Origin of the sequence: Rahnella sp. WP5 (assembly GCF_000745615.1) — a bacterium.
GTDB lineage: Bacteria > Pseudomonadota > Gammaproteobacteria > Enterobacterales > Enterobacteriaceae > Rahnella > Rahnella aceris.
On record NZ_KN050721.1, the window covers coordinates 263,461 to 285,541 of the forward strand.

20 protein-coding genes are annotated in these 22,081 nt (G+C 55.0%); 6 read left to right on the forward strand and 14 right to left on the reverse strand.

The genetic code is table 11. The annotated features are described in order from the left end of the window. Window positions 1–6 precede the first annotated feature (6 nt). Entirely contained in the window at window positions 7–1,326 is a 1,320-nt protein-coding gene (locus EX31_RS22545; protein ID WP_037036883.1) for an inosine/guanosine kinase, read from the forward strand. Between the two features lie 129 nt (window positions 1,327–1,455). Here EX31_RS22545 and ybaL read toward each other — a convergent pair whose 3' ends face one another. The 5 genes from ybaL to copA all read right to left on the reverse strand — a co-directional run bounded on the left by ybaL (window position 1,456) and on the right by copA (window position 8,797). Next, window positions 1,456–3,147 carry a YbaL family putative K(+) efflux transporter gene (ybaL, locus tag EX31_RS22550; RefSeq protein WP_037036885.1) on the reverse strand — a complete coding sequence of 564 codons (1,692 nt, stop codon included), beginning with the start codon at window positions 3,145–3,147 and terminating at the stop codon, window positions 1,456–1,458. A 237-nt stretch (window positions 3,148–3,384) separates the two neighbouring features. Next, window positions 3,385–4,596 carry an MFS transporter gene (locus EX31_RS22560; protein WP_037036886.1) on the reverse strand — a complete coding sequence of 404 codons (1,212 nt, stop codon included), beginning with the start codon at window positions 4,594–4,596 and terminating at the stop codon, window positions 3,385–3,387. A gap of 45 nt (window positions 4,597–4,641) precedes the next feature. Next, window positions 4,642–5,121: a Cys-tRNA(Pro)/Cys-tRNA(Cys) deacylase YbaK gene (ybaK, locus tag EX31_RS22565; protein ID WP_013576591.1), complete on the reverse strand. Its 480-nt coding sequence runs from the start codon at window positions 5,119–5,121 to the stop codon at window positions 4,642–4,644. Window positions 5,122–5,397: 276 nt separating this feature from the next. Beyond that, window positions 5,398–6,204, reverse strand: coding sequence for a TraB/GumN family protein (locus EX31_RS22570; protein ID WP_037036888.1), 807 nt, complete (start codon window positions 6,202–6,204; stop codon window positions 5,398–5,400). Between the two features lie 49 nt (window positions 6,205–6,253). Further along, window positions 6,254–8,797 (reverse strand): copper-exporting P-type ATPase CopA, encoded by a 2,544-nt coding sequence (gene copA / locus EX31_RS22575; RefSeq protein WP_037036890.1) that lies wholly within the window; start codon window positions 8,795–8,797, stop codon window positions 6,254–6,256. A 91-nt stretch (window positions 8,798–8,888) separates the two neighbouring features. Here copA and cueR point away from each other — a divergent pair, with 91 nt between their 5' ends. Beyond that, complete coding sequence (gene cueR, locus EX31_RS22580; protein WP_013576588.1) at window positions 8,889–9,293, forward strand: Cu(I)-responsive transcriptional regulator; 405 nt, start codon at window positions 8,889–8,891, stop codon at window positions 9,291–9,293. On the opposite strand, the gene EX31_RS22585 is transcribed toward cueR, so the two are convergent. From EX31_RS22585 to tesA, 5 genes are all read right to left on the reverse strand, one after another. Next, window positions 9,290–9,745 (reverse strand): NfeD family protein, encoded by a 456-nt coding sequence (locus EX31_RS22585; protein WP_013576587.1) that lies wholly within the window; start codon window positions 9,743–9,745, stop codon window positions 9,290–9,292. The genes cueR and EX31_RS22585 overlap by 4 nt on opposite strands. Then, window positions 9,745–10,665 (reverse strand): SPFH domain-containing protein, encoded by a 921-nt coding sequence (locus tag EX31_RS22590; protein WP_037036893.1) that lies wholly within the window; start codon window positions 10,663–10,665, stop codon window positions 9,745–9,747. Before EX31_RS22590 ends, EX31_RS22585 begins: the two co-directional genes overlap by 1 nt. A 237-nt stretch (window positions 10,666–10,902) precedes the next feature. Further along, window positions 10,903–11,760, reverse strand: a complete 858-nt coding sequence (locus tag EX31_RS22595) for a co-chaperone YbbN (protein WP_037036895.1) — start codon at window positions 11,758–11,760, stop codon at window positions 10,903–10,905. Window positions 11,761–11,968: 208 nt separating this feature from the next. Further along, window positions 11,969–12,745: an SDR family oxidoreductase gene (locus EX31_RS22600; RefSeq protein ID WP_037036898.1), complete on the reverse strand. Its 777-nt coding sequence runs from the start codon at window positions 12,743–12,745 to the stop codon at window positions 11,969–11,971. A 122-nt stretch (window positions 12,746–12,867) separates the two neighbouring features. Continuing rightward, complete coding sequence (tesA, locus tag EX31_RS22605; protein ID WP_015690300.1) at window positions 12,868–13,497, reverse strand: multifunctional acyl-CoA thioesterase I/protease I/lysophospholipase L1; 630 nt, start codon at window positions 13,495–13,497, stop codon at window positions 12,868–12,870. Here tesA and ybbA point away from each other — a divergent pair. Continuing rightward, window positions 13,468–14,154 carry a putative ABC transporter ATP-binding protein YbbA gene (gene ybbA / locus EX31_RS22610; protein ID WP_015690299.1) on the forward strand — a complete coding sequence of 229 codons (687 nt, stop codon included), beginning with the start codon at window positions 13,468–13,470 and terminating at the stop codon, window positions 14,152–14,154. The genes tesA and ybbA overlap by 30 nt on opposite strands. Then, on the forward strand, window positions 14,151–16,583 hold the full coding sequence (ybbP, locus tag EX31_RS22615) for a putative ABC transporter permease subunit YbbP (RefSeq protein ID WP_037036902.1): 2,433 nt from the start codon (window positions 14,151–14,153) through the stop codon (window positions 16,581–16,583). Before ybbA ends, ybbP begins: the two co-directional genes overlap by 4 nt. 155 nt (window positions 16,584–16,738) lie before the next feature. Here ybbP and purK read toward each other — a convergent pair whose 3' ends face one another. Both purK and purE read right to left on the reverse strand, forming a co-directional pair. After that, window positions 16,739–17,803 (reverse strand): 5-(carboxyamino)imidazole ribonucleotide synthase, encoded by a 1,065-nt coding sequence (gene purK, locus EX31_RS22620; RefSeq protein ID WP_037036905.1) that lies wholly within the window; start codon window positions 17,801–17,803, stop codon window positions 16,739–16,741. Then, the gene (gene purE, locus EX31_RS22625) at window positions 17,800–18,309 is read right to left on the reverse strand and encodes a 5-(carboxyamino)imidazole ribonucleotide mutase (RefSeq protein ID WP_013576579.1); all 510 of its coding nucleotides are present in this window, start codon (window positions 18,307–18,309) and stop codon (window positions 17,800–17,802) included. Before purE ends, purK begins: the two co-directional genes overlap by 4 nt. A 180-nt stretch (window positions 18,310–18,489) precedes the next feature. Here purE and EX31_RS22630 point away from each other — a divergent pair, with 180 nt between their 5' ends. Next, a complete protein-coding gene (locus tag EX31_RS22630; protein WP_013576577.1) occupies window positions 18,490–19,122 on the forward strand; it encodes a MiaE family protein in 633 nt (210 codons plus the stop codon). Window positions 19,123–19,233: 111 nt separating this feature from the next. Here the strand turns inward: EX31_RS22630 and lpxH are convergent, their stop codons facing one another. Next, window positions 19,234–19,956 (reverse strand): UDP-2,3-diacylglucosamine diphosphatase, encoded by a 723-nt coding sequence (gene lpxH, locus EX31_RS22635; protein WP_015690296.1) that lies wholly within the window; start codon window positions 19,954–19,956, stop codon window positions 19,234–19,236. Between the two features lie 11 nt (window positions 19,957–19,967). Then, window positions 19,968–20,462, reverse strand: coding sequence for a peptidylprolyl isomerase B (ppiB, locus tag EX31_RS22640; protein WP_013576575.1), 495 nt, complete (start codon window positions 20,460–20,462; stop codon window positions 19,968–19,970). A gap of 227 nt (window positions 20,463–20,689) precedes the next feature. Between ppiB and cysS the strand changes: the two genes are divergently transcribed. Beyond that, window positions 20,690–22,081: a cysteine--tRNA ligase gene (cysS, locus tag EX31_RS22645; RefSeq protein ID WP_013576574.1), complete on the forward strand. Its 1,392-nt coding sequence runs from the start codon at window positions 20,690–20,692 to the stop codon at window positions 22,079–22,081.

The window sequence follows — 22,081 nt, forward strand, 5'->3', positions numbered from 1 at the left end:
TAATGCATGAAATTTCCTGGTAAACGTAAGTCCAAACACTATTTTCCGGTCAGCGCACGCGACCCTTTATTGCGTGATTCTATGTTGCAGGCAATGCAGCCGGAGTCAGAAGCCGGTGCCTCGTACATCGCCGGCATTGACCAGACGATGGTCGATATCGAAGCGCGTGTTGATGAGAATTTTGTTGCCCGTTACGGGCTGACGCCCGGTGAATCCAATATTCTTGATGATGAGATGTCGGAAACGCTGTATCAGGAACTGATGAGCAACGCCCTGATCACGCACCAGTTTGCGGGCGGCACTGTCGGTAACACACTGCACAACTATTCCGTGCTGGCCGATGACCGTTCGGTGCTGCTCGGCGTGATGTGTAATAACGTTAAAATTGGCGATTATGCTTACCGTTATCTTTGCAACACCTCCAGCCGCGTAGATCTTAACTTCCTGCAGGGCGTGGATGGCGCGATAGGTCGTTGCTTTACGCTGATCAGCGATACCGGCGAGCGCACCTTTGCCATCAGTCCGGGCAAAATGAACGGTCTGCGTGCGGAAAATGTGCCGGAAGATGTGATAGCAGGAGCCTCCGCGCTGTTACTGACCTCGTATTTGCTGCGCAGCAAGCCGGGCGAACCGATGCCGGAAGCCACCATGCAGGCGATTGAGTACGCGAAGAAGTACCATGTGCCGGTGGTCTTGACATTGGGCACACAATACGTTATCGCCGAAGATCCGCAGGCATGGCGTGATTTCATCCGTGATAACGTGTCGATTCTGGCGATGAACGAAGATGAAGGTTTTGCGCTGACTGGCCTGAAAGATCCGCTGATGGCGGCGGATAAGGCGCTGGACTGGGTCGATCTGGTGTTGTGTACCGCCGGGCCGAACGGCCTGTTTATGGCGAGTTATACCGAAGACGAATTCAAACGCACCACCCAGCATCCGCTGCTGCCGGGGACGATTGCCGAATTCAATCAGTACGAATTCAGCCGCGCGATGCGTCGTGACTGTTGTCAGCAACCGTTGAAGATTTATTCCCACATCGCGCCGTATATGGGCGGGCCGGAGAAAATCATGAACACCAACGGAGCAGGTGACGGTGCATTATCGGCGCTGCTGCATGATATCGCCGCCAACGGTTTCCACCGGACTTCTGTGCCGAATTCCAGCAAACATTCCCGCGAGTATCTGACCTATTCCTCGCTGGCGCAGGTGTGTAAATACGCCAACCGCGTCAGCTATCAGGTGCTGAACCAGCATTCTCCGCGTCTGACGCGTGGCCTGCCGGAACGTGAAGACAGCCTGGAAGAGAGTTACTGGGAGCGCTAGGGAGTCAGGCGGCTGTCAACATTTTGATGAAAATCAGAAGGGCGTTGAGATAGAAGCCATTTTTTATAAAGCCACTTAAGCGGGCGCAGTGATGAACTGCGCCCTTATTTTTTAATCACTAACAGATGATCAGATCGGGCAAAACGGCCGCTTTTCGTCTTCGGTCATAATATCGATTTGCAGCATACCCAGCATGCTGTTGGCGATTTCCCGCTCGCCCATCACCACGCGATCCGCACCGCGCTCCAGGATATAGGTGACTTCATCGTCATAATGCGCACGGGCGATAATTTCAATATTTGGCCGCTTGACGCGGGCTGATGCGACGATTTCACCGGCTTCATAACCGTTGGGAATGGTCACCAGCAGCCAGCGGGCGCAGTCGAGACGCGCCAGATCCATCACTTCCTGATTGGCGGCATTGCCCAGCACCGTGCTGATGCCCTGGTCACGCAGCGCCTCGACACGCGGACGCGAATTTTCAATCACCACCAGCGGGATCCCCGCAGCCTGAAGTTTCTCGCCGAGCAGGCTGCCGACGCGTCCGTAACCCACCAGCAGTGCGTGATTGCACAAATCGAACGGGATTTGCTTCTCGTCTTCAACCGCTTCTTCAACGCTCTGGTCTTCGATGGTTTCCGTTTTCGCCAGATATTTTTCCAGCAGCGTGAACAGCAGCGGGTTAAACATAATCGACAGAATTGCCCCTGCCAGCACCAGATTACGGCCATGTTCAGACAGCAGTCCCAGCGAAATCCCCAGACCGGCGAGAATAAAGGCGAATTCGCCGATCTGCGCCAGACTGACGGAAATCGTCAGCGCGGTGCGTTTGGAATGCCCGAACATCTTCACCAGCAGGAACGCGGCAATGGATTTACCGAACACGATGATCGCCAGTGTGGCGATCACGGTCAGCGGTTCACGCACCAGAATCATCGGGTCGAATAGCATGCCAACCGAGACGAAGAACAGCACCGCGAAGGCATCGCGCAGCGGTAACGTGTCGTGCGCCGCACGCTGGCTGAGTTCGGATTCATTGAGCACCATACCGGCGAAGAACGCGCCCAGCGCGAACGACACATCAAAGAATTCCACGGCGCCGTAAGCGATGCCCAGCGCCAGTGCCAGAACTGACAGCGTAAACAGTTCACGTGAACCGGTGCTGGCGGTTTTGGCGAGGATCCACGGCACTACACGGCGGCCCACCACCATCATCAGCACCATAAACGCGATCACTTTACCAATCGTCACGGCAAGCCCGGTGAGCAGTTCTACCGGGCTGGAGTGATGGCTTTCCAGCATGCCGCTGAACGCAGGCAGCAGAACCAGCGTCAGCACCATCACCAGGTCTTCAACAATCAGCCAGCCGATGGCGATTTGGCCGCGCTGGCTTTCAATCAGTTGCCGTTCTTCCAGCGCCCGCAGCAACACCACGGTACTGGCGGTGGACAGACACAGCCCGAACACCAGTCCGGTGGCCAGATCCCAGCCCATCAGGCTTGATAATCCCATTCCAAGCAGTGTTGCAACCGCGATTTGCGCTACAGCGCCGGGAATGGCTATCGACTTTACGGCGAGTAAATCTTTCAGAGAAAAATGCAAACCTACGCCAAACATCAGCAGGATGACGCCGATTTCTGCCAGCTCCGGTGCCAGTGAAGTGTCTGCAACGAAGCCCGGTGTAAACGGACCGGCCAGCACGCCAGCAGCGAGATAGCCAACCAGAGGAGAAATTCGCAGGCGGTTGGCGAGCATTCCTAACAGGAACGCTAAGACCAGACCGCCAACGATGGTAGTGATGAGAGGCGTAGAATGATGCATTCAGACTCCTTCTGGTTATGCATAAAGCAAATATGTTGCTGATTGTTTCTAAGTTTATGGTAAAAATCGTTTTTACGTTGGGGAATTTTGGCCTTTTTTATTTAAAATCATCAGCAGACGATAAAAAAAATTCCAACGCGGGATTTAAATGGGTTTTATCAGGCAGATATCAAGGGAATAAGGGTTCAGACGCTGCCGATATTTAACTATCGGCAGCCGGGAAGGAAAGGTTAATGGCTATTTGCGTTCTATATTTGGCAGGAATGCTGTCAGGATCCCGAGCAACGGCAGGAAGGCACAAATCTGATACACCAGTTCGATACTGGTTTTATCGGCCACATAGCCGAGCACCGCGGCGCCCAGCCCGCCCATACCAAAGGCCAGCCCAAAGAACAGGCCCGATACCATGCCGACTTTCCCTGGCATCAGTTCCTGCGCAAACACCAGAATCGCCGAAAATGCCGAGGCGAGGATCACGCCGATAATCACGCTCAGTACGCTGGTCCACATCAGACTGGCGTGCGGCAAAAGTAGTGTAAATGGCGCGACGCCGAGAATTGAAGCCCAAATGACGTATTTGCGCCCAATCTTATCACCCACCGGCCCGCCGATAATGGTGCCCGCAGCTACTGCAAACAGAAAAACAAACAGATGGATTTGTGCGCTTTGCACCGATACACCAAATTTATGGATCAGGTAAAAGGTGTAATAGCTGCTCAGGCTGGTCAGGTAGAAGTACTTGGAAAATATCAGGATCAGCAAAATACCCAGTGACATCGCCACCGTTTTACGTGGCAACAGGGTCACATGACTTTTCACCGGCCCGCGCGTTTTGGCGATCAGGTTTTGCTGGCGATACCATTTACTGATTTGCAGTAACACCACAATGCCGAGCAGCGCCGCCAGTGAGAACCACGCAACATTGCCTTTACCGTAAGGCGCAATAATCAGTGCAGCCAGCAGCGGGCCGAGGGAAGCGCCGAAATTACCGCCCACCTGGAACAGCGATTGCGCCAGCCCGTGACGACCGCCGGAAGCCATGCGCGCCACGCGCGAAGACTCAGGGTGGAAAACCGAAGAACCCGTCCCGACCAGCGCCGCCGCCAGCAGCACGACAGGGAAACTCTGCGCCACAGCCAGCAGCAGCAGCCCGGAGAGCGTAAAGCCCATGCCGACCGGCAAAGAATAGGGTTGCGGATGTTTGTCGGTGTAATAGCCGATCAGCGGCTGCAACAGTGATGCGGTGATCTGATACGTCAGCGTGATCAGCCCGATCTGTGTGAAGCTCAGAGAGAACTCGTTTTGCAGCAACGGATAAATCGCCAGTATCAGCGACTGGATCATGTCATTAAGCAGGTGAGAAACGCTGATCGCCGCCAGAATAGAAAACGCAGTCTTTTTGACTGCGTCTTTCTGCGGGCTGGCTGGCGTTGACGTCGTGTCTGTCATAGCAGAGGAAGCCTTCTTATTGTAGAGGTGCAGAGTACCGGCCTGTCAGCTGATTTTCGCGATCTCAGCAAACTGACCTTTCAGTAAGCGACAAAGATCGCCTGCCGCCAGTTCAATATCAAGGCCGCGTTTACCGCCTGAAACATAAATGGTATTGAACGTCTGCGCCGGGCTGTCGATCACCGTGGGCAGCAGCTTTTTCTGTCCGAGCGGGCTGATGCCACCGACCAGATAACCGGTAACGCGTTGTGCAATCATAGGATCCGCCATATCGGCTTTTTTCGCCCCCAGCGCTTTCGCGACTTTTTTTAAGTCCAGCTGGGATGCCACCGGCGTGACCGCCACGGCCAGATTTTTAGCATCGCCATTCAACGAAACCAGCAGGGTTTTATAAACCTGACGGGCGTCCAGACCGAGTTTTTTTACGGCTTCATCGCCAAAATTGGTTTCATCGCTGCTGTGTTCATACGGATGAAGAGTGAAGCTGACTTTATTCTTTTCCAGGAGTAATACGGCAGGGGTCATAGCCTGTCTCCTCTGTTTTATTTTATGTTGTTGTTCGAAATTTCATCACCTGTTCAATCTGATGAAATTAAACAATAAAGTGCACTTAATAAGCGAAGGAGAAATAGTAGAGCAATGAATGGTTATTGCCAAGACCCAACACAGATTGCTACCCTGTGCCAGCCGGTGTTGCGCCTGTAAAGGCTGACACTGAAGCTATAACTAATAAAATGAAATTCCTCTTTGACTGGCCGATAGAAATATCGGCCATTTTTTTAATCTCCGTCATCCTTCAGGCTATCTCTTCTCTGCGAGTAATTCCGGCAAATTCCCTTCGCCATACAAATGCAGCGCACCTACTGCGACCACATAGTTTCCCGCCGGGAGATCCAGCAACAGCTGTTTCCAGCGAATGTTTCGCTGATTCATCAGGATATCGTACAAATCGCTGCTGAAAGTGTTAGGCAGTTGCTCGGTCGCCAGCCCCGGTTTGGTATCCAGCCACCAGCTGATCATGGTTTGCAGCAAGCGGGCATTGGTGTGCCAGTGCGTCAGGGTATCTTCCAGCAGCGTGAGTCCGCCATCTGGCAACTGCTGCAATAATTCGAACTGTTCCTGCGGACCTTCCAGCTCAATGATTTTCGTCTCCTGCTTTTTGGCGGTCTGCAACAGCTGATAATCAATGCCGTAATTTCCGCGCAACCCGAGGCGCTGCGCCTGCGTGGCCTGCAACATCAGAGCCACCTGCCACGAGGGCAGCGGATTGAGCGTCCACATGGATACGCCCAGTTCTTCGCATAAACGTTCGACGTGCAGATACTGGGATTCGGGCAGACGTTCGGCCAGTGGCGGAAATTCGCCGGTCATGCTGAAGGGAGATTCCGTGCCGCTGATATCGGCTTCGACAATCAGTGCATCGGCTTTTTGCAGGCGGCGCAACAGGGGCGCGGGCAGGGGGTGCATGTCCTGCGTGCCCATATGAATGCTGCCGACCAGATGCAGGGAGCGGCTGCCGGGAAGCTGAATATCAATGGCGGGATAAGAATACTCGACGGGAAACAACTTGCGGAACCCGCTTAATACCCGGTTGAAAAAATGCGCCATAGTGCATGGTCTCCCGAAAAATGAGAGACCATGCTAACGCGTCATCGTTTTAGCGAACAGGGGAAACGTCTTGTTTTTTCGGCTTAAAGTGCAACAGGCGATTTGCGTTAGCGACGACGGTAATGGATGACAGAGCCATCGCCGCACCCGCCACGACCGGGCTGAGCAAGGTACCGGTCAGCGGATAAAGCACACCGGCCGCAACGGGAATGCCAATCACGTTATAGATAAAAGCGCCCAGCAGGTTTTGCTTCATGTTACGCAGCGTCGCCTGAGACATCGCCAGCGCATCGGCGACACCGTGCAGACTCGGACGCATCAGGGTAATGGCCGCTGTTTCGATCGCCACATCGCTGCCTCCGCCCATCGCAATCCCGACATCGGCCTGCGCCAGTGCCGGGGCATCATTAATGCCGTCGCCGATCATGGCGACCTGCTGGCCTTTGTCCTGCAACGCTTTAATGGCATCGGCTTTGCCTTCGGGACGCACACCGGCAATCACTTTATCGATTCCTGCTTGTGCGGCAATTGCCTGAGCGGTACGCGGATTGTCGCCGGTCAGCATCACCAGCTGATACCCAAGCTGATGCAGACGTTGTAAGGCGCTGACGCTGTCTTCACGTAATGGGTCACGCAGCGCGAACAGCGCCGCCAGTTGTCCGTTTTCCGCCAGCAATACCGGCGTCGCGCCTTCGCCTGCCATGCTTTCCAGCAGAGTGTTGGCATCAACGGTATCCACGCCATTTTCCTGCATCAGCGCCTGATTACCCAGTAATAACGCCGTACCGTCAACATCGCCGCGTAAACCCAGACCGCCAAGGGTGCGGAAATTCAGCACGTCAGGAATGTTCAGCCCGCCAGCTTTTTCAACAATCGCCTGCGCCAGCGGGTGGTGCGAGCCTTTTTCCAGCGCGGCGGCAAAGCGCAGCGCCTGCTGTTCACGGATACCGCCAAAGGTGTGGATATCCGTCACTTTCGGCTGGCCTTCCGTCAGCGTCCCGGTTTTATCAAATACCAGCGTGGTGAGGGTACTGGCTTTTTGCAGCGCATCGGCATCACGCACCAGTACGCCGAATTCCGCCGCACGGCCGACGCCCGCGGTAACCGACATCGGCGTCGCTAATCCCAGCGCACAAGGACAGGCGATAATCAGCACGGTAGTGACGATCACCAGCGTGTACATCAGTTGTGGCTGCGGACCGAAGAAGTACCAGATTGCGCCACTGAACAAAGCAATCAGCACCACGGCGGGCACGAAGACAGAAGATATTTTATCTGCCAGCTTACCGATTTCAGGCTTGCTGCTCTGGGCTTCGCGCACCAGTTTGATGATCCGCGAAAGGGTCGTCTGGCTGCCGATAGCGTCAGCGCGGAACAGCACGCTGCCGTCTTTGACCAGCGTCCCTGCATGCACTTTTTCACCCTGGGATTTCTGCTGTGGGATGGGTTCGCCGGTCAGCATGGCTTCATCCATCCAGGCTTCGCCGCTTTGAATTTCACCGTCAACCGGCACACGGTCACCGGTGGTCAGCCGCAGCGTCATGCCTTGCTGTATTTCAGCCAGCGGCAGGGTTTTTTCGCCTTCTGCGGTGACAACGCGTGCGGTCGGCGGGGTCAGATCCAGCAAGCGTTCGAGTGCTTTTGATGAACGCTGACGTCCGCGTTGTTCCAGCGCGTGACCCAGATTAATCAGGCCAATAATCATCACGCTGGCTTCATAGTAAAGATGGCGCGCCTGCATCGGGAACGCATCCGGCCAAAGGCTGACAGCGAAGGAGAAAATCCACGCTGCGCCGGTACCGAGTGACACCAGCGTGTCCATATTCGCGCTGCCGTGCATCAGGTTTTTCCATGCACTGCGGTAAAAATGCCCGCCAGCGACAATCATAATCAGCAATGTCAGCAGGCCGATAATCAGCCAGCCGGTCTGATTACCGGGGGTGACCATCATTTCGCCGCCGAACAATCCCCATAACATCATCGGGATACCGGCAGCCAGGCCGAGCGCTGCCTGCCAGCTAAAGCGGATCATGCTTTTGCGTGAGGTTTGTTGCTGGCGCTCACGGCGTTCGGTTTCGTCGATAATAATTTCAGCGCCATAACCGGCACGTTCAACGGCGGCAATCAGTGCGTTTTGATCAGCATTGCCGCTGACCAGCGCACTGCGTTCCGCCAGATTGACCCGTGCCCGTTGGACACCATTCACGCCTTCCAGCGCCCGCTGCACTTTACTGACACAACTGGCGCAGCTCATGCCGCTGAGCAATAATTGCACGCTGTCATCAGCGGCTTGCGGGGCGTGAGTCTCAGCCGGAACAGGTGACGCAGCCGCTGACAGGGGTTCCGGCAAAACACTCGCCTTATCGGTCAGCGGCTCAGATTTTGGGGATGTATCTCCTGCAACCTGCGCGTCGTAACCGGCGTTCACTACGGCGTCGATCAGGCTCTGGCTGCTGGCATCGCCTTTGACGATGGCTTTATCCAGAGAGACTTCTACAGAGGTGGTGCCTTCAACCGCTTCCAGCGCTTTACGCGTTGAAGCGACACAGTGCCCGCAGGACAAGCCTTGCAGGGATAATACGGTAGTCGTCATGATGAATTTCCTTTTTGCCTTGACCTGATTGTCAAATTTCACTAGTTATAGAGCATAAACCTTCCAGCAAGGGTAAGGTCAAGGAGGCAAAATGAACATCAGTGATGTGGCGAAAAAAACCGGGCTGACCAGCAAAGCGATTCGTTTTTATGAAGAGAAAGGGCTGGTCACCGCACCGGCTCGCAGTGAAAACGGCTACCGCAGCTATGCACAAAAACATATCGAAGAACTGACGTTGTTGCGCCAGGCGCGGCAGGTTGGATTTACGCTGGAAGAGTGTCAGGAGCTGGTGGCATTATTCCACAATCCTGACAGGCACAGCGCTGACGTAAAAGCGCGGACATTAGAAAAGGCCGCCGAAATTGCGCGGCACATTGAAGAACTGAAAGTGATGCGTGAGCGCTTACTGACGCTGGCGGAATCCTGCCCCGGCGACGAGGGTGCGGATTGCCCGATCATCGATAATCTCAGCGGCTGCTGTCATAACAAACATTAACGCGCATCGGGTTCTACGCGCAGCGTCGCCCCTTCCACGCCGGTGATAACGACTTTGTCCCCGACGTTCAGAGGGGAGCTGCAGATCGCACGCCAGCTGCTGTCACCGATTTGTACCCGTGTGAACTGGTTAGTTACCGGTTCCAGCACCGTAGCGTAAGTGCCCACTAATTGCTGGCCTCGCTGATTGAGTGCGGCATTGCCGGAAGATTTATCCACCCGCTGGTTCAGCCACTTCCACCACAGCCACGCCGCCAGAATGGTCAGCAGGGCAAATGCCGTGCCCTGCCATGCCCACGGCAGCGGCAGGATCCACGTGACAGCACCCACCAGGGCCGCCGCCACGCCGCTCCACAGCAAGTAACCACTCGCACCCACCAGCTCAGCTGCCAGTAACAGGCCACCCAGAGACAGCCAGAATACGTGCGGATTTGCCATGAAATCATGCAGCATTATTTGCCGCCTTTGGTTTCTTTCAGCAACTCAGCAATTCCGCCAATGGAGCCCATCAGGCTGGTGGCATCCAGCGGCATCATGATAATTTTGCTGTTATTGGCAGAACCGATTTTCGTCAGGGCATCGGTATATTTTTGTGCCACGAAGTAGTTAATCGCCCGCACATCACCGGCCGCAATCGCCTCGGACACCATTTTGGTGGCCTGGGCTTCCGCTTCCGCCGCACGTTCACGCGCTTCTGCCTGCAGGAATGCTGACTGACGCTCACCTTCGGCTTTCAGAATTTGCGACTGTTTTTCACCTTCAGCACGTAAAATGGCGGACTGACGTACACCTTCGGCTTCCAGAATGTCAGCACGTTTTGTACGTTCGGCTTTCATCTGTGCGTTCATCGCAGAGATCAGTTCAGCCGGTGGGCGCACATCACGGATCTCGATACGGGTGATTTTCACGCCCCACGGATTGGTGGCTTCATCGACGATATGCAGCAAACGTGCGTTGATATTGTCGCGTTGTGACAACATTTCGTCCAGTTCCATCGAGCCGAGAACGGTACGGAAGTTGGTCATCGTCAGGTTAACGATCGCCTGCTCCAGATTGCTGACTTCATAGGCGGCGCGCGCCGGGTCAATCACCTGAATGAAACACACAGCATCGATGGCAACATTGGCGTTATCGCGGGAAATCACTTCCTGAGAAGGAATATCCAGCACCTGTTCCATCATATTGATTTTGCGACCGATGCGGTCGACAAACGGCACCACCAGGTTCAGCCCCGGCATCAGGGTTTTGGTATAGCGGCCAAAACGTTCGACGGTCCACTGGTAGCCCTGGGGCACGATCTTGATCCCGGCGTACACCATCAGCAGCGCCAGTACGATCAGAATAAGGATAGGGATGGGAATAAGGTCAAACATAGTATGAAACTCCTGTAAAACTGTGTTCTGACTATTCACGGGGGAATAATCGAATAAAAACATGTCCCTGGCGCACTCACCGACCGGTCAGGCGCGTGTTCAATTGTCGCACAAATCGTTAAGTCATCGTATTAATAAAAGGATAGTTCAGAGGATAAAAGACGGGAGAAATGCTAAAAAAAACGCACGTCCGGAGAAGTGACGTGCGCAGGGCGTTTTACGGTGAAACCGGATGAATCAATAGAGCAGGGAATATAACTGGCGGCGGTATTTGGCGGCCAGCGCATCGCCGGTGCCGAGTGCTGCCATAATATCCATCAGCGTTTTACGTGCTGCACCGTTCGCCGCCCCTAAGTCTTTCTTCAGCGGAGCCATCAGCAGTTCCAGCGCTTCTTCATTACGCCCGACCTGATGAAGTTGCAGGCTGAGTTTGACCACCAGCTCGGCATTCTCAGGATCCTGCGACAACGCCTGCTGAAGTTGCTGAATTTCCGGCGTATCGGCGGCCTGTTTCAGCAACTCGATCTGCGCAATCAGCCCCTGATAACGGGAATCTTTATCCTGTAACGGAATGGTCGCCAGCACGGCTCCGGCATCGTCAGTACGGTTCAGATTAATTTGTGTTTCCGCCAGCAACAAACCGATGTCACTGCGCTGATTGCTCAACTGCCATGCTTCTTTCAGCAACGGCAGGGCACCATTCACATCGCCCGCTTGCAACATTTCCTGCGCCTGAGCCAGTTTCAGCTCTTCTTCTTTCGGCAACACTTTCTGCAGCAGTTCGCGGATCACTTCTTCCGGCTGCGGACCCTGGAAACCATCGACCGGCTGACCGTCTTTGAACAGATAAACGGCAGGGATCGAGCGCAGACCAAACTGCTGGGCGATCATCTGCTCGGCATCGCAGTCCACTTTTGCCAGGATTAGCTGACCGGCGTATTCGACGGCCAGTTTGTCGAGAACCGGACCCAGTTGCAGGCAATGCTGGCTGCGTTCAGACCAGAAATAGAACATCACCGGCACAGACATGGATTGTTCCAACGTCTGGTGCAGGTTGGTTTCGTTGATATCGATTACTGTAGGTTGTGCAAGCATGAATTCTGTCTCTCCGCTACCCGTCATACTTCGAGCTGCTGATGCGTTGGCTGCGCTCATTCAGCCCGGTCACTTAGTTATCTAAGCTCCCGGGTCTTCGTGAGCTTGCCGCCTTCCCGCAACTCGAATTATTTAGGGTATAGAAAATTAAAGTATTTAAGAACAAATGGGGGCGACTCTTGCCGCTTCAACCCCGTATCGCTTTTACTTAGCTGTTTCCGCGTAATATTTTGTCCAGCATGCGCGCGGGCAACAGGCGTTTCAGCACCGTCAGTGCATGGGCGACCAGTGTGACCGGATAACGCAGGCGCGCGCGCGGATGTTCTAAAGCATGGTGCAGTTTGGGCAAAACCGCCTCCGGCTTGAGTGTAAAACGACGGGCAATACCCGGATTTTCGACCGGCTGGTCGGTCTGCGACTGACTCACATTGGCGGTGAAATTACTGCTCAGCGGGCCGGGTTCAATCAGGCTGACCTGAATACCGGTGCCGTGCAGCTCCATGCGCAGTGTGTCGGACCAGGCCTCCAGTGCAAATTTACTGGCAGCATACACGCCCCGGCGCGGCGTAGTGATCAGCCCCATCACCGAGCTGGTCTGGATAATACGGCCTTCGCCGTGTGGCAACATGGCGGGTAACAGAAGCTGCGTCAGCTGATGTGTACCAAATAAATTGGTGGAAAATTGTTGTTCGAATTGCTCACGGCTGATGCTGCTGAGCGGGCCATAAACGCCGTAACCCGCATTATTAAACAAGCCATACAGACGGTTGCCTGTCAGCGCAATGACCTCGGCGGCCGCAAGTTCGACGCTCTGTTTATCATCAAGATCACACTGAATAGTTTCAAACCCCATCTGCTGCAGCGTGTCGATATCCTGCGTTTTCCGACATGCCGCCAGTACCCGATAACCGCGTGCGCGCAAATCCTGTGCGGCAACCAGCCCGATACCGCTGGAACAACCGGTGATTAATACTGCTTTTTGCATAACTTTACCTGTGAGGTGTCCCTATTTTTGATGACTGTGATTTACTAGGGAGTCGGGTGAAAAAGGTAACGTCTTGGTTTTACTCACGTCCCGTTATTATTTTTATTCGTCGTATTTTAACCCTAATGCGTCAGCAGCGGCGTGAGTTTTTCTGACATCCATCCGGCAATAAACGATTGTGCTGCCAGCGCAGGATGTAAACCGTCGTCCTGCATCCATTCAGGTTTCACGGCGACCTGCTCCATAAAGAACGGCACCAGCGGGATGTTTTCCTGCTTTGCCAGCGCCGGATAAATGGCATAGAACGCGTCGCCGTAGCGGCGGCCATAATTGGGTGGCAGACGGATTTGCATCAGCAACGGTTGGGCATTGCTCTGTTTTACCTGTTCAATCACCTGTTGCAGCGTCCGGGAAAGGGTTTGTGGCGGGAAACCCCGCAATCCGTCGTTGGCGCCCAGTTCAATCAGCACCCAGCGGGGGTGATGTTGTTGCAGCAAGGATGGCAGGCGTGCCAGCCCTTGTTCAGCGGTATCGCCGCTGATACTGGCGTTGATTATGGTGGGCTTGCCACCTTCTTTTTGCCATGTGTTATTCAGTAATGTCGGCCAGGATTCGGCTACCGGAAGGCGATAGACTGCACTCAAACTGTCGCCAATAATCAGCAAGTTATCAGCAGCAACGGCGCGAAAACTCAATAATCCTAACAACATAAGGAAGGGGAGATGCCAGCGGAAAATGTTCTTGAAGTTCATCATCTAAGTAAGCACGTCGGTCAGGGTGAAGGTCAGCTCACCATCCTGTCCGGTGTGGAGCTGGTTGTCAAACCTGCCCAGACAATTGCCCTGATTGGCGAATCCGGTTCCGGTAAATCCACCTTGCTGGGCATTCTTGCCGGGCTGGATGATGGCACCCGGGGTGATGTGAAATTGCTGGGTAAATCCCTCAGCGAACTCAATGAGGAAGGGCGCGCAGCGCTGCGGGCAAAAAATGTCGGTTTCGTGTTCCAGTCTTTCATGCTGGTGCCGACACTCAACGCACTGGAAAACGTCCAGCTTCCTGCGTTGTTGCGCGGTGAAAGCGACAGCAGCAGTCGTCAGCAGGCCGTGCAGTTACTGGAAAGTCTCGGGCTGGGCGGGCGTCTGCATCATCTTCCGGCGCAGCTTTCCGGCGGCGAACAACAGCGTGTGGCGCTGGCGCGGGCATTCATCGGCAAGCCGAAATTATTGTTTGCCGATGAGCCGACCGGCAATCTGGATCGCGTGACCGGCGAGCGTATTGTCGATTTGCTGTTTTCACTGAACCGCGATGCGGCGACGACGCTGATTCTGGTCACCCATGACGAACAGCTGGCGGCGCGCTGTCAGCGGCGGTTGCGTCTGCGTGACGGGAAATTATGGGAGGAAGCATGATCTGGCGCTGGTTCTGGCGGGAATGGCGTTCGCCTTCGCTGCTGATCGTCTGGCTGGCGCTGACCCTGGCAGTGGCCTGTGTGCTGGCGCTTGGCAGTATCAGCGACCGCATGGACAAAGGGCTGAGTCAGCAAAGCCGTGAGTTTATCGCCGGGGATCGCGTCCTGCGTTCCGCGCATCCGATTACGGAAGCCTGGTTGCAGGATGCACAGTCGCAGGGGCTGAAAGTCAGCCGTCAGCTCTCTTTTATGACCATGACGTTTGCCGGCGAAACGCCGCAACTGGCGGCGGTGAAAGCCACCAATCTGGCATATCCGCTGTATGGCGCGTTACAAACCGAACCGGCAGGACTGAAACCTGAACCGGGAACGGTGCTGGTCGCGCCGCGCCTGCTGGCACTGCTGAACGTAAAAGTCGGCGACAATCTGGATGTCGGAGATACCACGCTGAAAATTGCCGGTGTGATTGTTCAGGAGCCGGATTCGGGCTTTAACCCGTTCCAGACTGCGCCCCGGGTGATCATGAATCTGGAAGACGTGCCGAAAACCGGGGCTGTTCAGCCGGGCAGTCGTCTGACCTATCGCTATATGTTTGCCGGTTCGCCGCAAGCGATTCAAAGTTACGGCGAAGCGATAAAAGGGCTGCTTAAGCCTGATCAGCGCTGGAGCGGGATGGAGGATTCCGACGGGGCGCTGGGCAAATCATTACAGCGCTCTCAGCAATTCCTCACGCTGTCGGCACTGCTGACCCTGATGCTGTCAATCGCCGCGATTGCCGTGTCGATGGGGCATTACTGCCGCAGCCGTTATGATCTGGTTGCGGTACTGAAAACGCTGGGTGCCGGTAAAAAGGCGCTGCAAAAACTGATTATCGGTCAGTGGCTGGCGGTGCTGGCGCTGGCGGGGTTGTGCGGCAGCGTGGTTGGTCTGGCATTTGAAGCCATCCTGATGAAAGTGCTGGCGCCGGTTTTGCCTGCAGAATTACCGCCTGCCGGTGGCTGGCCGTGGGTGTGGTCGATGGGCGCGATGGTGGTGATCTCACTGTTGATCGGCATTCGTCCGTATCGCCAGTTGCTTGCGACCCAGCCACTGCGGGTGCTGCGCCATGATGTGGTGGCAAATGTCTGGCCGCTGCGTTATTTCCTGCCGGTGATGGTTGTGGTAGTGGTGGGTTTGCTGGCGGCGCTGATGGGCGGCAGTTCGCTGCTCTGGTCATTGCTGGCGGGCGTACTGGTACTTTCGCTGCTGCTTGGTCTGATTGGCTGGGGGGCGCTGCTGCTGTTACGCAAGCTGACATTCCGTCAGTTACCGCTGCGTCTGGCGGTCAACCGTCTGCTGCGTCAGCCGTGGGTGACGCTCAGCCAACTGGCGGCATTCTCGATGTCATTTATGTTGCTGGCGTTGCTGCTGGTGATGCGCGGGGATTTACTGGATCGCTGGGAGCAACAACTGCCGCCGGACAGCCCGAATTACTTCCTGCTTAATATCACCAAAGACCAAATCCCGCAGGTGACGGATTTCCTGCATCAGCATAACGCGCAACCGGAAACCTTCTACCCGATTGTGCGGGTACGTCTGACGAAGATTAACGACAAAGTTGCCACTGATATCATCAAACCGGATGACGCAGGGGGAGAGGCGGTCAACCGTGAACTGAATCTGACCTGGATGCAGGGACTGCCGGATCACAATCCGCTGGTGGCAGGCAACGGACCGCCGAAAGCCGGTGAAGTGTCGGTAGATGAAGGGCTGGCGGGGCGTCTGGAGCTGAAGCTGGGCGATACCGTCACATTCAGCGGTGATACGCAGGAATTCAGCGCCAAAATCACCAGCCTGCGTAAAGTGGACTGGGACAGCCTGAAGCCGAATTTCTACTTCATCTTCCCGCCGGGTGCGCTGGATGCACAACCGCAAAGCTGGCTGACGAGCTTCCGTTATCACGGTGATGTCAGCACCATCACGCAGCTTAACCGTCAGTTCCCGACGCTGAGTTTGCTGGATATCGGCTCGATCCTGCGTCAGGTCGGCCAGGTATTACAGCAGGTGAGCAGGGCGCTGGAAGTGATGGTGATCCTGGTGATGCTGTGCGGCGGATTGCTGCTGCTGGCGCAGATTCAGGTCGGCATGCGTCAGCGCCGTCAGGAGCTGATTGTTTACCGTACGCTGGGTGCCAGCAAAAAAATGCTGCACCGGACATTGTGGTGTGAATTTGCCGTGCTCGGGCTGGTGGCGGGGATCGCCGCCGCCATCGGCGCGGAAGCTGCATTGTGGCTACTGCAACGCCAGGTTTTCGATTTCCCATGGGAACCGAATTATCTGATGTGGATTGCGGTACCGGTGGTCAGCGCGGTGCTGCTGTCGGTTTGCGGCGGTTGGCTGGGGGTGCGGTTGCTGCGGGGGCGGGCGTTGTTCCGGCAATACGACTCGTAACCGTCATACTTCGAGCCACAGGTGCGTTGGCTGCGTTCAGTCACCCGAATCACTTACCTGAGTAAGCTCATCGGGATTCCTTGACTTGCCGCCTTCCTGTAACTCGAATTATTTAGGTTACCGGAGCATCTCCTTTTAATAAGGAGGTGCTCAAATCAAAGCTTTTCAATCGCCCATTCAATCCCGCTGGCGTATTCTTCCGGCAGCATCGGGACCAGTGCGTTGAGATTGTCTTTCAGCAGGCGGGCGCTGGCGTCGTTGAGATTCAGGTGTCCGACTTTACGACCCGGACGCACGTCTTTCTCGTACCAGTGCAGATTGACCAGCGGCAGGCTCAGCCATTTTTCTGACACATCCGTGCCAATCAGATTCACCATCACTGACGGTGTGCTCACCACCGGTTTCGGCAGCGGCAGACCAAGGATGGCGCGCAGATGCATTTCAAACTGACTGTAAGAGGCGCCGTTCTGTGTCCAGTGCCCGCTGTTGTGAACGCGCGGAGCCAGCTCATTGATCAGCAAACCTTCGCTGACCACGAAACACTCCATTGCCATCACGCCGACATAATTCAGTTCGTTCATGATCGCCGACAGCATGTTTTCTGCCTGCTGTTGCAGGGTGGCATCCGGCTGCGGCAGCACAACACTGGTGCGCAGAATGCCGTCCTGATGCAGGTTGTGGGTCAGCGGATAAAACACGGTTTTACCATCGTGACCGCGCGCGCCCACCAGCGAAACTTCACCGGAGAAGTTGATACCCTGCTCAACGATGCATTCGCCATAGCAATCCTGCGGCAGCGTATTTTCTTCACCAGAACGCAGACGCCACTGACCCCGGCCGTCGTACCCGCCGACGCGACGTTTCACAATCGCCAGTTCGCCAAGCCGGGAGAATACCTGCGGCCATTCGGCGGCATCGGACAGCAATTGCCACGGCGCAGTCGCCAGACCGAGCTGGTCGAGCAACTGTTTTTGCGTCAGGCGATCGGCCAGACGCGGGAAAATGTCGCGGTTAACGAACGCATTGTGCGTCGCCAGTTCGCGGGTCAGTGCCGTTTCCGGCCAGCGTTCGATTTCAGCGGTGATCACGCTTTGCTGATACGGCACGGCTTCCGGTTCAGCATCAAGGCCGACAGGATAGACGGCGATGCCCAGCGGTTCACCGGCCTGACGCAGCATTCGGCCTAACTGGCCGTTTCCGAGTACGCAAACCGGTTTCATGCTTCCTCCCGCGGGTCGGGGTTATTCAGCACTTCGTCAGTTTGTGCGGTGCGCCACGCGGCCAGGTTTTTAGCAATCTCAGCATCGTGCAGCGCCAGAATCTGTGCCGCCAGCAATGCGGCGTTTGCGGCACCGGCTTTACCAATCGCCAGCGTACCGACCGGAATACCACGCGGCATTTGCACGATGGAATAGAGACTGTCGATGCCACTGAGTGCAGCACTTTGCACCGGCACGCCCAGCACCGGCACCAGCGTTTTCGCCGCCAGCATGCCCGGTAAATGCGCTGCGCCACCGGCACCCGCGATGATCACATCAAAACCGTTAGCGGAAGCCTGCTCAGCGAAAGTAAACAATTTGTCCGGCGTACGGTGAGCGGAGACGATATCGACATGGAAAGGAATATTCAGCGTTGTGAGGACGTCGGCGGCGAACTGCATGGTCGCCCAGTCACTTTTAGACCCCATAACGATGGCGATTTTTGCCGGGGTAACGTTGGATGACATGTCTGTAAAGCTCCTGTGATTCGGAAATAGAAACTGCGAGGGCGCAAATGATAGCACGCTCCGTGAGGGAGGAAAACGGTTGCGTCGCCGGAAAACGGCGCATTTTTGATGAGAAGTTGGCGGCAGATTTGTATAATCCAAACCAATATATTAATGAAAAACTTCATTGGAAACTGATTTATGACGCAGGCTTTACTGGCACCGATTTATGATTTTCTTCACTGTGAAACACCCGCTCTGTGGGTGGATGTGGCGCTGGAAAATCAGACGGTGATGCTGATCGACCACGCTAACTGTGAAAAGAAAGCGGCGGCCACGGCGATGAGCCTGATGACCAAATATCTGGATCGCACCGAGCTGCTGTTTTGTGCGGCGCGTCTGGCGCGTGAAGAGCTTCATCACTTCGAACAAGTGGTGGAAATCATGCAAAAGCGCAATATTACTTATACCCAGCTTTCCCCCTCGCGCTACGCCAGCGGCATGATCAAACATACCCGTCATCACGATGATCTGAATATTCTGGTCGACCGGCTGATTATCGGGGCGTACATCGAAGCGCGATCCTGTGAGCGTTTTGCCAAAATTGCGCCGCATCTCGACGAAACCTTGTCGCGTTTTTACACCTCATTGCTGCGTTCAGAATCACGGCATTTTGCCGATTATCTGGCGCTGGCGGAGCAATATGCCGGAACGGATATCAGTGAGCGGGTAGAGGAGTTTGGCAGAATTGAAGCGGAACTGATCCTCACGCCGGACGAACAATTCCGCTTCCATTCAGGCGTACCCGTTACCCTTCATACTTCGGGCTGCTGATGCGTTGACTGCGCTCATTCACCCCGGTCACTTAGTCAGCTAAGCTCCCAGGGATTCATGAGCTTGTCGCCTTCCAGCAACTCAAATTATTTTGGGTAACTTTGAGGTGACTCAAAACGGGAAGCTGATCAGCTCCACGTTATCGGCGGTGACTTTCACCATCGAGCCTTCTTCGTGCCATGCGCCGAGTACCACGCGGTGGCCGGTTTTATTCCCCAGTGGCACATCGTGAATTGCCGGACGATGGGTGTGACCGTGGATCATCCACTCCACGCCGGCCATCTGCATTTCGCTGACCACCGCCTGCGGGTTCACATCCATAATTTCCAGTGATTTGCCCTGGTTTGACGCCTTGCTGTTGGCGCGCATTCTGGCAGCAATGCCCAGTCGCCATTTCAGCGGCAGCATCAGGAAAAGTTTCTGGATCAGCGGATTGTGGACTTTTTTGCGGAAGTTCTGATACGCGACATCGTCGGTGCACAGTGTATCGCCGTGCAGGATCAGGACGCGGCGTCCGTACAGCTCGAGCACTTTTTTCTCCGGCAGCAACGTCATCAGGCTGTCGCGGGCGAAACGTCTGCCGAGCAGAAAATCGCGGTTGCCGTGAATGAAGAAGCAGGGCACACCTTGCTGGTGTAACTGATTCAGTGCCGCCGAGATTTCAGCGTGAAGCGGCTGCGGATCATCGTCGCCAATCCAGGCTTCGAACAGGTCACCGAGAATGTACAGGGCGTCGGCCTGCGGCGCATCTTCACGTAGAAAACGCAGAAAACCGGCAGTGATTGCCGGTTCCTGTGCGCAAAGATGGATATCTGCGATAAAAAACGTGGTCATCCCGACGTTGATTATTCGCTGACTGTCACGCTTTTGATCACAACATCTTCTTTTGGAACGTCCTGGTGCATACCGCTGCGGCCGGTTTTGACGGCTTTGATCGCGTCAACCACGTCCTGACCTTCAACCACTTCTGCGAATACGCAGTAGCCCCAACCCTGTGCGTTTTTGCCGCTGTGGTTCAGGAAGTCGTTGTCAGTTACGTTGATGAAGAACTGTGCCGTGGCGGAATGCGGATCGTTGGTACGCGCCATCGCCAGCGTGCCTTTGGTGTTTTTCAGGCCGTTGTCTGCTTCGTTATTGATAGGCGCATCGGTGTTTTTCTGGTTCATGCCTGGCTCAAAACCGCCGCCCTGGATCATGAAACCGTTAATCACACGGTGGAAAATTGTGTTGTCGTAGAAGCCTTTACGGCAATAGTTCAGGAAGTTTTCAACCGTGGCTGGCGCTTTGTCAGCGAAAGTTTTAATGACGATGTCGCCGTGGTTGGTGTGGAAAGTGACCATAATTATCATCCTGCTAATGTTGATGTGTGCTCTTAGTAAGAGCGGCTACTATAGCCTTTTCTTATACCATAACTCAAAAGTTGCCGTCAGCAGCGGCTTTGTGACGACTAAAGCCCGTCCGGCGGCCTTATGCCGTTTCGGTGAAATCATTTTCGTTATATTATACGCGTTAGTGTCGCTTAAACGCGCCAACGTCATTTTCTACGCCCAACACACGGAATAGCCTGATGCTGAAGATTTTTAATACCCTGAGTCGCCAAAAAGAGGAATTCAAGCCAATTCATGCCGGTAAAGTCGGGATGTACGTGTGTGGGATCACTGTTTACGACCTGTGTCATATCGGCCACGGTCGCACCTTTGTGTCTTTCGACGTGGTGTCGCGTTACCTGCGTTACCTCGGTTATGACCTGAAATACGTGCGCAATATCACCGATATCGACGATAAAATCATTAAACGTGCCGCTGAAAATGGCGAAACGTTTATGGCGCTGACCGACCGTATGATTGCCGAGATGCATGCTGATTTTGCTTCACTGAACATTCTGCCGCCGGACTCTGAACCGCGCGCCACGCAGCACATTCACGAAATTATCGATATCGTGCAGAAGCTGATTGACCGTGACCACGCCTATGTCGCGTCGAACGGTGATGTGATGTTCTGGGTGGAAAGTGATCCGGATTACGGTCTGTTGTCCCGTCAGGATCTGGATCAGTTACAGGCGGGTGCGCGCGTCGAAGTCGAAGCCAACGTGAAACGCAATCCGATGGATTTCGTACTGTGGAAAATGTCCAAGCCGGGCGAACCGAGCTGGACATCTCCGTGGGGCGAAGGTCGCCCGGGCTGGCATATCGAATGTTCTGCGATGAACTGCAAACAGCTCGGTGCGCATTTTGACATTCACGGCGGCGGTTCAGACCTGATGTTCCCGCACCACGAGAACGAAATTGCGCAGTCAAGCTGTGCCCATGACGGCCCGTATGTGAATACCTGGATGCACTCCGGCATGGTGATGATCGACCGCGAAAAGATGTCCAAATCACTGGATAACTTCTTCACCGTGCGCGATGTGCTGAAATATTATGACGCTGAAAGCGTGCGTTACTTCCTGATGTCGGGTCACTATCGCAGCCAGCTAAACTACAGCGAAGAGAACCTGAAACTGGCGCGTACCTCGATGGAGCGTCTTTACACCGCACTGCGCGGCACTGACGCCGCTGCAACGCCAGCCGGTGGTGAGGCTTTCGTTACGCGCTTCCGTGCGGCTATGGACGATGATTTCAACACACCGGAAGCTTATTCCGTGTTGTTCGATATGGCACGTGACATTAACCGCCTGAAAACGGAAGACCTGTCTGCGGCCAACGGTCTGGCAGCGGAACTGCGGCAACTGGCAGGTGTACTTGGCCTGCTGGAGCAGGATCCGGAGCAGTTCCTGAAATCCGGTGCTCAGGCGGATAACGATGACGAAGTGGCTGAAATCGAAGCGTTGATTAAACAGCGTAACGATGCCCGCGCCAGCAAAGACTGGGGCATGGCGGATAAAGCGCGCGATCGTCTCAATGAAATGGGTATCGTGTTAGAAGACGGCGCGGCAGGGACCACCTGGCGTAGAAAATAG